The sequence below is a fragment of the Amycolatopsis suaedae genome (assembly GCF_004214935.1).
Classification (GTDB): Bacteria; Actinomycetota; Actinomycetes; order Mycobacteriales; family Pseudonocardiaceae; genus Amycolatopsis; species Amycolatopsis suaedae.
This window is the reverse complement of sequence record NZ_SFCC01000020.1, coordinates 84,226-96,281: the sequence shown is the minus strand read 5'-3', so window position 1 is coordinate 96,281 and position 12,056 is coordinate 84,226. Positions and strand designations below refer to the sequence as shown.

The 12,056-nt window shown below is 72.9% G+C and carries 14 protein-coding genes; 9 read left to right on the top strand and 5 right to left on the bottom strand.

Annotated elements, in window-relative coordinates; translation table 11 throughout:
• Positions 1–10: 10 nt before the first annotated feature.
• The gene (locus tag EWH70_RS31650) at positions 11–607 is read right to left on the bottom strand and encodes a CGNR zinc finger domain-containing protein (RefSeq protein ID WP_130479245.1); all 597 of its coding nucleotides are present in this window, start codon (positions 605–607) and stop codon (positions 11–13) included.
• A 51-nt stretch (positions 608–658) separates the two neighbouring features.
• On the opposite strand from EWH70_RS31650, the gene EWH70_RS31645 reads away from it, so the two are divergent.
• Both EWH70_RS31645 and EWH70_RS31640 read left to right on the top strand, forming a co-directional pair.
• Positions 659–1,324, top strand: coding sequence for an AzlC family ABC transporter permease (locus EWH70_RS31645; protein ID WP_240687332.1), 666 nt, complete (start codon positions 659–661; stop codon positions 1,322–1,324).
• A complete protein-coding gene (locus EWH70_RS31640; protein ID WP_205669340.1) occupies positions 1,321–1,626 on the top strand; it encodes an AzlD domain-containing protein in 306 nt (101 codons plus the stop codon). Before EWH70_RS31645 ends, EWH70_RS31640 begins: the two co-directional genes overlap by 4 nt.
• Here the strand turns inward: EWH70_RS31640 and EWH70_RS31635 are convergent.
• Positions 1,623–3,386 carry a gamma-glutamyltransferase family protein gene (locus EWH70_RS31635; RefSeq protein ID WP_130479244.1) on the bottom strand — a complete coding sequence of 588 codons (1,764 nt, stop codon included), beginning with the start codon at positions 3,384–3,386 and terminating at the stop codon, positions 1,623–1,625. The two genes, EWH70_RS31640 and EWH70_RS31635, sit on opposite strands and share 4 nt — an antisense overlap.
• A 113-nt stretch (positions 3,387–3,499) precedes the next feature.
• Between EWH70_RS31635 and EWH70_RS31630 the strand changes: the two genes are divergently transcribed.
• The 4 genes from EWH70_RS31630 to EWH70_RS31615 all read left to right on the top strand — a co-directional run bounded on the left by EWH70_RS31630 (position 3,500) and on the right by EWH70_RS31615 (position 8,142).
• Positions 3,500–4,393, top strand: coding sequence for a methylenetetrahydrofolate reductase (locus EWH70_RS31630; RefSeq protein ID WP_130479243.1), 894 nt, complete (start codon positions 3,500–3,502; stop codon positions 4,391–4,393).
• 10 nt (positions 4,394–4,403) lie between these two features.
• Entirely contained in the window at positions 4,404–6,074 is a 1,671-nt protein-coding gene (locus EWH70_RS31625) for a DUF885 domain-containing protein (RefSeq protein WP_130479242.1), read from the top strand.
• 495 nt (positions 6,075–6,569) lie between these two features.
• Positions 6,570–7,472 (top strand): DMT family transporter, encoded by a 903-nt coding sequence (locus tag EWH70_RS31620; RefSeq protein WP_130479241.1) that lies wholly within the window; start codon positions 6,570–6,572, stop codon positions 7,470–7,472.
• Between the two features lie 40 nt (positions 7,473–7,512).
• A complete protein-coding gene (locus tag EWH70_RS31615; protein WP_130479240.1) occupies positions 7,513–8,142 on the top strand; it encodes a phosphoribosyltransferase in 630 nt (209 codons plus the stop codon).
• Here the strand turns inward: EWH70_RS31615 and EWH70_RS31610 are convergent.
• Genes EWH70_RS31610 through EWH70_RS31600 form a run of 3 tightly spaced genes read right to left on the bottom strand, consistent with a single transcriptional unit; the run spans position 8,131 to position 10,006 of the window.
• Entirely contained in the window at positions 8,131–8,694 is a 564-nt protein-coding gene (locus EWH70_RS31610) for a GNAT family N-acetyltransferase (RefSeq protein ID WP_130479239.1), read from the bottom strand. The two genes, EWH70_RS31615 and EWH70_RS31610, sit on opposite strands and share 12 nt — an antisense overlap.
• Positions 8,691–9,194 carry a YbaK/EbsC family protein gene (locus EWH70_RS31605; RefSeq protein ID WP_130479238.1) on the bottom strand — a complete coding sequence of 168 codons (504 nt, stop codon included), beginning with the start codon at positions 9,192–9,194 and terminating at the stop codon, positions 8,691–8,693. Before EWH70_RS31605 ends, EWH70_RS31610 begins: the two co-directional genes overlap by 4 nt.
• 23 nt (positions 9,195–9,217) lie before the next feature.
• On the bottom strand, positions 9,218–10,006 hold the full coding sequence (locus EWH70_RS31600; protein WP_240687331.1) for a DinB family protein: 789 nt from the start codon (positions 10,004–10,006) through the stop codon (positions 9,218–9,220).
• Positions 10,007–10,195: 189 nt separating this feature from the next.
• Between EWH70_RS31600 and EWH70_RS31595 the strand changes: the two genes are divergently transcribed.
• From EWH70_RS31595 to EWH70_RS31585, 3 genes are read left to right on the top strand one after another with little or no spacing between them, the layout of a single operon-like run.
• Positions 10,196–10,720, top strand: coding sequence for an SAV_6107 family HEPN domain-containing protein (locus EWH70_RS31595; protein WP_165436495.1), 525 nt, complete (start codon positions 10,196–10,198; stop codon positions 10,718–10,720).
• Positions 10,720–11,484 carry a maleylpyruvate isomerase family mycothiol-dependent enzyme gene (locus EWH70_RS31590; protein WP_130479237.1) on the top strand — a complete coding sequence of 255 codons (765 nt, stop codon included), beginning with the start codon at positions 10,720–10,722 and terminating at the stop codon, positions 11,482–11,484. Before EWH70_RS31595 ends, EWH70_RS31590 begins: the two co-directional genes overlap by 1 nt.
• 19 nt (positions 11,485–11,503) lie before the next feature.
• Positions 11,504–12,049: a VOC family protein gene (locus EWH70_RS31585; protein ID WP_130479236.1), complete on the top strand. Its 546-nt coding sequence runs from the start codon at positions 11,504–11,506 to the stop codon at positions 12,047–12,049.
• Positions 12,050–12,056 lie beyond the last annotated feature (7 nt).

The following is a 12,056-nucleotide window of genomic DNA, read 5'->3' as shown; positions in this document are numbered from 1 at the left end:
TCGTCCGGGTTCATTCACCCGGATGCCCACCGGGGTGACCGACCACACGGCCATGGGTCCTGCGGTAGTGGCGCCGGGCGCGTTCCCGGTTGCCGCAGTCGGCCGAGCTGCACCAGCGGCGCGACCGGTTGCGGGTGCGGTCGACGAACAGCCAGGCGCACGCCGGGCCCGCGCACTCGCCGACCAGTTCGACGTCCGGCGAGGTGAGCAGGTCCTCGACGGCCAGCGCGAGCGCCGGGACGACGTCGCCGGGCCCGGTGACGTCGAGGGTCCACCGCAGTGGCAGGCCGGTCGCCGGGGCGGCGACGCGGTGGGCGGCGGCGAGGTGCCGGTGCAGCACCGCGAGCCCGTCGGTGTCGGTGCCGCCGGTGGTGATCACGTCGAACGTCGCCTCTCGCAGTGCGGTCAGCGCGGGCAGAACGGGTGCGAGGGCGGCGTCGGTGAGCTCGGTGGCCAGCCCGGTGCGCTCCAGCCAGGCGGGCAGGAAGCCGGGCAGCGTGAGCCGGTCGCGGTAGCGGGCCGGGTCGCGCCGCCAGGACACGGTGTTGGTCAGGTCCAGCGCCAGGTGACCGCCGACCAGGTCGTATCCGTGCCAGTTGTCGTCCACGCCGTCAGTCTAATAGGCTAAGTAGTAGTTAGCTTGTTAGGGAGGTGGACCGTGCGGAAGTACCTGCCCGGCATGCGTGTCGGCAGCGGCTTCGCCGTGGCGACCTTCGTGCTGGGGCTGACGTTCGGCGCGTTCACCCAGTCGCTCGGCTGGGGGCTGCTGGCTCCGGTGGTGTGCTCGCTGGTGGTGTTTTCCGGCTCCGCGCAGTTCGCCATGGCGACGGCACTGGCCGGCGGCGGCAACCTGGCCGTCGCCGTGGGCGCGGCGGCGCTGATCAACGCCCGGTTCCTGCCCATGGGGGTGGCGGTCGCGGGAGCGCTGCGGGGCGGCAGGATCCGCCGCGCGCTGGAAGGTCAGGCCGTCGTCGACGCGTCCTGGGCGGCCGCGCACCTCGGCGGCGGCCGTTACGACCGGGAGAAGCTGATCGGCGCGACGCTCGTCCAGGCGCCGGCGTGGGTGCTCGGCACGCTGGCCGGGGTGCTCGCCGCGCCACCGCCCGACGTGGTCACCCGGTTCGGGCTGGACCTGGTGTTCCCCGGCTTCTTCCTGGTGCTGCTGCTCGGCGAGCTGCGGGCGTCGCGGCGTGCGCGCGAGGTCGCGGCGCTGGCCGCCGTGCTCGCCGGCCTGCTCGTGCTCGTGGTGCCCGTCGGGATCGCCCTGATCGGATCCTCGGTGGCGGCGCTGCTGGCGTTGCTGCCCGAACGGGAGGCCGCGTGACGACGCTGTGGATCGGGATCGTGCTCGTCGCGCTGGTCAGCATCGGCCTGAAGGCGGCAGGGCCCGCCGTGCTGGGGGACCGGGAGCTGCCGCCGAAGGCCGCCGCGGTCATCGCCGTGCTGGCGCCGGCTCTGCTGGCGGCCCTCGTGGTCACCGACGTGGCCGGCGCCGGCTGGGCCGACGCCGACTGGCGGGTCGGTGCCGGGCTCGGCGCCGCCGGGCTGAGCTACCTGCTGCGGGCACCCGCCCTGGTGGCCGTCGCGGTCGGCGTGGTGGTCGCGGCAGGTCTGCGCCTGCTCTAACCGCCCAGGGCCACGCCGTCGCGGCGCGGGTCGGCGGCACCGCGCAGCCCGGACCCGGTGACGGCCACGGCGGCCAGCCCGCTGCGCAGTGTCGTGGCCCGCGCACACGGGTGACCACGTTCCTTCAGCGCGGGTAGCAGCTCGGCGATCGGCGTGCCCGCCTCCAGGTCGGAGTGCACGCAGTCGCCGGTCTCGGCCTGACCGGACACGTGCGGCCTGCCGACCGCCGTCGCCGGGTCCTCGCCGTGGACGAGCACGCCGAGCACGGTCTGCGCCACGTAGTCGGGGATCGGGCCGCCGCCCGCCGCGCCGGTCACCAGGCGCAGCGCACCCCGCCGGTCGAACACCAGGCTCGGCGCGATCGACGTCCGCGGCCGCTTGCCCGGCTCCATCGCGTTGACCTTCGCACCCGCCGCGCTGAAGTTGGTCGAGCCGTTGTTCAGCACGATGCCGCGGGCGACGACCCGGGAGCCGAAGTTCAGGTTGATCGTCGTGGTCATCGACAGCGCGTTGCCCCACCGGTCGACGACGCTGATCTGGCTGGTGTTCTCGGCCTTCCCGCCCGGTGTTCCCGGCTCGATCGGGTGCACCGCGCGGTCGGGCCTGATCAGCCCGGCCCGCTCCCGGGCGAACGCCGGATCGGTCAGTCCCGCGGGCACCGGGTCGTAACCCGGGTCGCCGACGTGGGCGTGCGAGTCGGTACCGGCGATGCGGCTGGCCTCGATGGCCAGGTGGGCGTACGGCGCGGTGCCCGGCCGGAGCCCGGTGATGCCCTTGGCCTCGGCCATGCGCAGCAGGTTGGTCAACGTCACCCCGCCGGTGGCCGGGGGCGCGGCGGTGCACAGCCGGTGCCGCAGGACCGGCCCGCACACCGGCTGCCGCTCGACGGCGCGGTAGTCCGCGAAGTCACGCTCGGTCAGCAGGCTCGGGATCACGGCCGGGCCGTTCGCGTCGGCGGTCGGGTCGAAGGTGCCCGCTCGCAGCGCCCGCACGATGGCCGGGGCGATGTCGCCATGCGGGTCGTAGAACGCCCGTGCGCCGCCGTCGCGGACCTCCGTGAGTACGGCGGCCAGCTCCGGGTTGCGCACGATCGCGCCCTCCGGCTTCGGGGCGTCGCCGTCGCAGAACAGCGCCCGCAGGCCGGGGAAGCGGCAGATCGGCGTCACGGTCATCGGGGTGCGCAGCATGGACGCCAGGTACGGCGCGACCGGGAAACCTTGCCGGGCAAGGGAAATCGAGTCACCGAACAGCCTGTCCCAGCCCAGCCTGCCGTAGTGGCGGTGCACCAGGCCGAGCACGGCTAGCGTGCCCGGCACGGCGACGCCGCGGGCCGAGTAGCCCACGTCGGCGGTGCCGAACGACGGCACTCCGGCCGCCTGCTCCCGTTCCGTGGGCACGGTCAGCCCGGCCGTGGTCGTGTGCCCGGCCGCGGCGACGCCGTCGAAGAACCGCACCTTCTTCGACCGTGCGTCGTAGTAGGTGAGCAGCGAACCGCCACCCAGGCCGGACGACTGCGGTTCGACGACGGTGAGCACCGCCTGGGCGGCGACGGCCGCGTCGATCGCCGAGCCACCTGCCAGCAGGATCCGGCACGCCGCCAGCGAGGCGGCCGGGTGGGCGGTGGCGGCCATCACCCTGGTGCCCGTGTCCTGCCGGCAGGACGGCGGCTTCTCCTGCGCGGCGGCGTTGCCGGTCACGAGCAGGGAGGCGGCGAGGGTGAGCAGGCCGAGCAGTGCGGTGATGCGGCGCGGTGTCCCCATGGACGTCAGGCATACCGCAGCCGGCCCCCGCGCGCGAAGCGGTGCTCCCAGAGAACGAGAAGGCAGTTTCGAACAGTGACTTTCCGCGTACCCTGCCGACTACCATGAGTGTCATGACTTCCGTGGTGGAACGCCTGCGAGGCGACAGGACCGCGTTCTCGGTGGAGTTCTTCCCACCGCGGGACGAGGCCGACGAGGCCATCCTCTGGCGGTCCGTCCGGGAGCTGGAGGGGTACGACCCCGCCTACATGTCGATCACCTACGGTGCGGGCGGCACCAGCCGCGACGGCACCATCCGCAGCATCGCCAGGGTCGCCACCGAGACCACGCTCGTGCCGATGGCCCACCTGACCGCCGTCAACCACTCCGTGGCCGAGCTGCGCAACGTCATCGGCTGGTACGCGGCCGTGGGCGTGCGCAACATCCTCGCCCTGCGTGGCGACCCGCCCGGCGACCCGTACGGCGAATGGATCCCCCACCCCGACGGCCTCAACTACGCCGAGGAGCTGGTGGAGCTGGTCCGCTCGCTCGGCGACTTCTGCGTCGGCGTGTCCGCGTTCCCCTACGGCCACCCGCGTTCGGCGGACCTGGACGCCGACACCAAGTACCTGGTCCGCAAGCTCAACGCCGGCGCGGACTTCGCCATCGCGCAGCTGTTTTTCGAGGCGGACGACTTCCTGCGGCTGCGCGACCGGGTGGCCGCCACCGGCTGTGAGGCCATGGTCATCCCCGGCATCATGCCGCTGACCACGCCCCGCACGCTGCGTAAGACCATCGAGCTGTCCGGCGCGCAGGCGCCCCGCTGGCTGCTGGACCGGCTGGAACCGCTGTCCGGCGACGCCAAGGCGTTCCGCGCGGAAGGCCTGGACGTGGTGACCGAGCTGGGTGAGCGGCTGATCGCCGAAGGCGTCCCCGACCTGCACTTCTACACGTTCAACCGGTCCAAGGCGACCCGCGAGTTGATCACCAGGCTTAACCTCGTGCCCGCGAGGGTGCCGCCCGGGTAGCGTGCCCGGCATGGCATCAGTGCATGACATCAGCGACCGGTACGTAGACGACTTCGCGGCGGCCGATCCCGTCACCGCGACGCTGATGGGCATCAGCGGTTACGACGACCGGATGCCCGACTACTCACCGGACGGCCACCTCGCGCGCGCCGAGCTGGCCCGCACCGCGCTACGCGAGGTCAAGGCGGCCGCTCCGGCCGACGCCTCGGAGGAACTGGCCGCCGCGGTGATCACCGAGCGGGTCGGCATGGACCTGGCGGTGCACGAGGCCGGGCTGGACCTGTCCGCGCTCAACACGATCGCCAGCCCGGTGCAGGACATGCGGATCGTCTTCGACCTGATGCCGACCGACACCACCGAGCACTGGGAGACCATCGCCGCCCGCGCGGAGGCCGTGCCCGTGACGCTCGACGGCATGCGGGCCTCCCTGCTCACCGCCGCCGGGCGGGGCAACGTCTCCGCGTTGCGTCAGGTGTCCAAGGTCGCCGAGCAGGCCGAGACGTGGGCGGGCCTGCACGGCAAGGAGGGCTTCTTCACCGGCCTGGTGTCCGGTGCCACCGGCGTGGACGAGGCGCTGCGTGCCCGGCTGGACGCCGCGGCCCGGGCCGCGCAGGAGGCCTACGCCGAGCTGGCCGGGTTCCTGCGTGCGGAGCTGGCGCCGAAGGCCCCGACCAAGGACGCCGTCGGCGAGCAGGCCTACCGCCTGTGGTCGCGGTACTTCACCGGCGCCGATCTCGACCCGCACGAGGCCTACGAGTGGGGCTGGGAGGAGTTCACCCGCATCGAGACCGAGATGCTGGAGATCGCGGGCCGGATCCGTCCCGGCGCGAGCCTCGCCGAGACGGCGGCGGCGCTGGACACCGACGAGCGGTATCTGGTGCACGGCGCCGAGGCGTACGAGCGGTGGATGCAGCAGCTGTCCGACGCCGCGCTGGAGTCGGTGCGTGGGACGCACTTCGAGATCCCCGACCCGATCATGGCGCTGGAGTGCCGGATCGCGCCGCCCGGCGGCCCGGCGGGGGCGTACTACACCGGCCCCAACGACGACTTCACCAGGCCGGGCACGATGTGGTGGTCGCTGCCCGAGGGCCGCGACGTGTTCACCACCTGGCGTGAGGTCAGCACCGTCTACCACGAGGGCGTGCCGGGCCATCACCTGCAGATCGCCACCGCCGTGCACACCGAGACGCTGAACCGCTTCCAGCGGCTGCTCGCGCTCAACTCCGGGCACGCCGAGGGCTGGGCGCTCTACGCCGAGCGGCTGATGCGCGAGCTGGGCTACCTGTCCGACGACGGCGACCTGCTCGGCATGCAGTCCGAGCAGCTGTTCCGCGCGGCCAGGGTGATCATCGACATCGGCATGCACCTGGAGCTGGAGATCCCGGCGGGCTCCGGTTTCCACCCCGGCCAGCGCTGGACGCCCGAGCTGGGACTGGAGTTCCTGCGCACCCGCACGATCACCGACCCGGGGATCATCCCCGACGAGATCGACCGCTACCTGGGCTGGCCCGGCCAGGCACCGTCGTACAAGCTCGGCGAACGGCTGTGGCTGGCCGCGCGGGACGAGGCCCGGGCCCGGCAGGGGGCGGCGTTCGACTCCAAGGACTTCCACACCCGCGCCCTGCGCATGGGCGGGATGGGCCTGGACACCCTGCGCGAGCAGCTGGCGAAGCTGGGCTGACCGTCCCAGGTTCTCACGTGGTGCCGGTCGCCTGCGTGAGCGGGCGGCCGGTTCGCGCGAGTCGTACGTTCTGACGCGCGAGTCGTACGTTCCCGCCCGTGCGTGAAGGTGGAGTTCGCGTGCGGGAGCGTGGGACTCGCGTGCAGGAAGGTGGGACTCGCGGGGCCGCGGGGTGGGAGGAGTGTCTCACGGTATGAACTCCACGCTCGTGCACGCGAGTTCTGCGTTCCCGTACGCGAGTTCCACGTTCGCGCACGATCACCCGGGCCTGACGTGTGACGTAATGAAGGTGGCCTTCACGTGCCGTGGTCCCTTAGGGTGCGCATCATGCACCGGGTCTTTCTCGTCACCCCACCCCCCGCTCGCTGAGCGGGGCGTAGGCAGCCGTCGGTGACACGTCACCGGCGGTATGTCGTGGTGCGATCGGACCCTTCGTACACGTGACGCCCCGCGTCGTGGTCGTTTCCCGTCCACTTCGACGCTGGAGCGTTTCGAATGTCCTTGTCCGTAGTTGTCGACGCGCGCGCGAAAAGCCGCGCCGTGGTGGCGCTGGTGGCCGCCGGGGTGCTGTGGGGGACCGGCGGTATCGCCGGTTCGCTGCTGGCTCAGCGAGCGGGGCTGCATCCGCAGCCGGTGGCCGCGTACCGGCTGCTGGTCGCCGGTGGCTGTGGCGTGCTGTTCCTCGCCGTGACCGGCGGCGCCCGCCTGCCCCGCACGCGAGCGGCAGCCGTGCGCCTGGTGGTCGCGGGCGCGTTGCTCGCGTTGTTCCAGACCAGCTACTTCGCCGCCGTCACCCTCACCTCGGTGAGCGTGGCGACGATGACCACCATCGGCAGCCTGCCGGTGTTCGTCGCCGCCGGCGCCGCGGTGCTCGACCGGCAGCGGCCCGACGCCCGCACGCTGATCTCGGTCGCCGCGGCGGTGGCCGGAGTGGTCCTGCTCAGCGGCTCGTCCGGAGCAGGCGCGAGTGGCTGGCGGCTGGTCGCCGGGGTGGCGCTGGCACTGCTGGCCGGCGCCGGTTTCGCGGCGCTCACCCTGGTCAACCGGCGGCAGGTGGCCGGCCTGGACGGCCTGCGGGTCACCACGTACGGCTGCCTGGTCGGCGGGGTACTGCTGCTGCCCGCCGGGCTGGCGTTCGGGATGACGCTGCCGCTGCGCGCCGACGTGCTCGCGCTGGCGTTGTACCTCGGCGCCGTACCGACCATGCTGGGGTACGCGGCCTACCTGCGTGGCCTGCGGGACGCGCGGCCGGTGTTCGCCGCGCTGGCCGCGCTGCTGGAGCCACTGACGGCGGCGGTACTGGCCGCCGTGCTGCTGGGCGAGCACCTCGGGGTGCTGGGCTGGTGCGGGGCGGCGCTGCTGGTTGCGGCGCTCGCCGGAAGTTACTCGCGGCGCTGACCGGGTAGCCGGTCGGTGGAGGTGACGAGAGGGGTACGGCATGCGTGCGACGAGGATCCGCGCGTTCCCCGACCGCGCCGCCGCCGGCCGGCAGCTCGGTGAGCTGCTCGCCCGGCGCGAGTGGCACGAACCGGTGGTGCTTGGCCTGGCCAGGGGCGGCGTCCCGGTCGCCGAACCGGTGGCCAGGGCACTGGATGCCCCGCTCGGCGTCGCCGTGGCGAGGAAGATCGGCGCACCCGGACAGCCGGAACTGGGAGTCGGCGCGGTGACCGCGGACGGACCGGCCTACTTCGACCGGCGGATGCTGCGCAGGCTCGGATTGTCCGAAATGGACATGGCGGAGACGTGCGAGCGGGAACGTGCCGAGGCGGCCAGACGGCTGCGGCTCTACCGCGGCGACGACGAGCCGGAGATCGGCGGCCGCGACGTGGTACTGGTCGACGATGGCCTGGCCACCGGTGTCACCGCGAGGGCGGCCGCCCGGGATCTGGCCGGGCGGGAGCCCGCGCGGATCGTGTTCGCCTCGCCGGTGTGCGCGCCGGGCGCCGAGGTGCCGGAGGCCGACGAACTGTTCTGCGTGGTGATGCCGCCGGGGTTCGGCTCGGTCGGCAACTGGTACCGCGACTTCGCGCAGACCACCGACGACGAGGTGATGGCGTTACTCGGATAGCGGCAGGGTGCGGCCCAGGATGGCGAACGGCCGGGGGTCGCCCGCGAAGTAGTAGTCACGCAGCACGTCGGTGAACCCCATCCGGCGGTACAGCCGCCACGCCCTGGTCGGACCCTCCGGAGTGGACAGCAGCACCCTCGGATAGTCCACACCGGACAGCAGCCTGCGCAGCAGGTCGGAACCGATGCCCCTGGCCTGGTCGGCCGGGCGCACGTGGATCTCGGTCAGCTCGAAGTAGTCGGTCATCCACAGCCGGACGCCCTCGTCGCCGGATTCCTGCGCGAGCCCGCGCCGCACCTGCTCGTGCCACCATTGGCCGGCCCGGCCGCGGTAACCGTAGGCGAGGCCGAGCATGGTGCCGTCGGTGTCCAGCGCGACGACGCAGCGCCAGCCCTCCCGGAGCACGTGGGTCAGCCACATCGGTGCCCGCTGTTCGGCCGTGCCCTGGGGGTAGTGCATGGCGGCGACGTAGAGGTCGAGCGCCTCGCGCAGGCGGTCGCGGAACTCGTCGGCCGTCAGCTCGACGAACCGGGTCGACGACGTCGCCGTCATGCTCCGCCCCCCAATGCGGCCGCCCGGCCGCCGGTCAGCTCGACCAGTGCGGCGAACGTGGTGGGAAAGACCGTCTTGGCGTGGCCGGCCGCGGCCCAGACCGTCTCGTACTGCTCCAGGGCGGTGTCCACCAGCGTGACCAGCTTCGCCGGGTGCCCGACCGGCGCGACCCCGCCGATGACCTGGCCGGTGTGCGTCTTGACGAACTTCGGGTCGGCCCGGTCGACCTCGTCCGCGCCCGCCAGTTCCGCGAGCACCGCGAGGTCGGCGCGGTGCGCCCCCGAGGTGAGGGCCAGCAGCGGGAAGTCGGTGCCGCCGCGGACGGCCCGGAAGACCAGGCTGTTGGCGATCGCGCCGACGCTCACCCCGAGTGCCTCCGCTGCCTGCGCCGCCGTGCGTACCTCCGCGGGGAGCACGCGGATCCCGTCCGCCGCGGCCGTCTGCCCCGCCTCGGCCAGTGCGGCCGCCACCTTCGCCGTCGCCGGATGCTCGAAGCTCATGCCCACTATCAGATCACGGACCGCTACCGGCCCGCGATGGTGTATCCGGCTTCCAGCACGGCCAGATCCCGTTCGGCGTAGAGCCGGTGCTGCCATTCCTCGTTGAGGACGCACAGCAGGCACTCGCGCACCGGGTGGCTGACCGGCTCGGGCCAGCCCGGCCCCTCGACGGCCGTGGTGTGGCCGGCCAGCGACTCGTCGGTCAGCCCGTCGACGACCTCGCGCACCGTGGCCATCCGGTCCCGGCGCAGTGCGAGTACCTCGTCCAGCGACGGCCGTGCGTCGCGGTCGCGCGGTACGCCGGGAATGTCCGGCATCTCGTCCCACGGCAGCGACAGCGGGTGCCACGGCGCCGGATCGCCGAGGATCGCCCGCCGGACCCAGGCGTCGGTGGCGAACACCAGGTGCCGCAGCGTCTCGATGAACGACCACTCGCCCTCGACCGATTCGTGCAGCAGCGCCGGGTCGAGGCGGCGGGCCCGCTCGACCGTGCCCGCCCAGAGCCGCTCGACGACGTCCCACGCCTCCCGGAAGCCCGCGGCGTCGGCGGGCCGCATCTTGACCCGGTCCGGGTAGCGCCGGTCCAGCTCCGCCTCCACCAGCGGTGCGACGTCGACGCCGTTGATCTGCAGGTTCTCGAACTCGCCGTTGATCTCCGTGTTGGACAGGTAGCTGCCGTGCATCGTGACGTTGTCCATCAGCACGCCCCGGAAGCGCGCGCCGGACAGCGCGACCGAGCGGAACAGGGCGTCACGGAGGTTCACGTCCTCGAACCGGGAGCCGCTCAGATCGGCCTGCGTGTAGTGAGCCACGTCACCACCCTAGTCGATCGCGGCGGGACTTGAACGAACAGGTGTTCGAAGCTACGCTGGAGATGTTCGAACGTGAGTTCGAAAGGCCGGTGGGGTGCTCACCGGAGGTGCCCGGCGGCGGGGTGGGGGAAGCGCGCCGTCGCCGGGCACCGCACCCGGCCGCCGACCGTCGACCCAAGGGGGTTGCCCATGTCCGCTGTTGCCGCAGTGAACGACACGACGCAGACCGCGCAGACCGCGCTGCCCCTGCCCCTGCGCGGGGCGGGGCGGACCCGGCCGCCGTCGTCCGCGGTGTCGCTGCTCACGCAGGCACGCAGGGAACACGGTGAGGCGACCCGGCAGACCGACCCGGTGGAGCGCTACACCGGGTCCTACTACTCCGCGCTGCGTGCCGCCGCCGCGGTGCTGGCCGCCCGCGGCCGCCCGCACCGGGGCCGGGCCAGGCCGGCGAGCGTGTGGGTGCTGCTCGACTCGACGGTGCCCGAGCTCGGCGAGTGGGCTGCCTACTTCGACTCGCACTCGGCCACCCACGCCGCCGCGCAGGCCGGCCTCGCCCGCAAGGTCACCGCCGACCTGGCCGCCGAGCTGCACGAACAGAGCGGCCGGTTCCTGGAGGTGGCCCGAGGGCTCGTCCACACCGGCCGGGAGAACGGCCGCGGCACGGTGCACCCCGCGACGCGGCGAAGTCCGCTACGCGGTGTGCGGAGCAGGTGATGTGGCGACACGACCTCATCGATCAGAGCAGGCTGCTCGAGTCCATCGGCATCGAGATGGAGCTGACCAGCGAGATCGCGCACGCGGTCCCGCCCGAGCTCCCGGTGCCGACCTGCCCGGGTTTCACCGTGGAGGATCTGGTCCGTCACCTGGGCAGCGTCTACCGGCTGGTGCGGACGTGGCTGGTCAAGGGCTACAAGCCCGGCGACTGGCAGCGCGATCCGGAGGAGGGTCAGGACCCGCTGGCGTTCCTGCGGAGCGGGGCCGAGGACCTGCTGGAGACGTTGTCCGCGCACGACCCCGGCGAGCCGGTGTCGACGTGGTGGCCGGAGGACCGGACCTACGGGTTCTGGCGCAGGCGGATGGCCCACGAGTCGACCCTGCACCGGGTCGACCTGGAGGTGGCAGCGGGAAACCAGGCCGGCCCGATCGGTGAGGACCTGGCGCTGGACGGTGTCGACGAGGCGCTGCGGCTGTGGTTCGGCCACCGGCTGTCGACGCTGGGGCTGTCCGGGACGATGGAGGCCACCGTCGCCGTGCGCACCGGCGACCACAGCTGGTTCACCAGAGCCGGGCCCGGTGAGACGTTCGCCTGGCGGTGCACCGAGGAGGAGGCCGACCGCGCGCAGGCACAGGTGACCGGGCCGCCCGCGCAGATCTACCTGTGGCTGTGGGGCCGGGTCAACGTCAACGCGGTGGACTACGAGGGCCCGTTCGACGCCATCTCCCAGCTCTGGGCGCTGCTGCGCCTGTCGACCAGGTAGTCGGCTAGCGTCCCGGGCTGTGACGGGCAACCTCGCGGGGCTGGTGTTCGAGGCGGAGCGACCTCGTGAGACGGCGGCGTTCTGGGCCGGGCTGCTGGGACCGGCCGGCGGCGGCCTGCTCCTGCACTTCGTGCCGCCGCGGCAGCCCAAGCGGGGCAAGAACCGGGTGCACCTCGACCTGGCCAGCGTCTCCGCGGAGCATCAGGCCGACCTGATCAAGCAGGCCCGCGACCTCGGCGCGGGCCTGCCGCAACAGCCGGCGGGTGTGCCGTGGACGGTGCTCACCGACCCGTGCGGCAACGAGTTCTGCGTACTGGAACCCCGCGAGGACTACCACGACACTCTGCCGTTGGCCCTCTCTTCGTTCGGGCGTCGGTCGGGCCCCCTGAGTCGGCGTCTTCCCTCCTCGCCGTCGGCCGCTGAGCGGCCTTTGGGCTCGTCAGTCCAGACGCCGACGGGCCCGACCGGTGCGGCTCGCCTCAGCCGGGGCCAGCTGTGCGTGGATCCGATCGGCACCGAGTACGTGCTGTTTCCCCGGGATTTACCGGGGTTCGCGTCCTCCTGACGTCCGC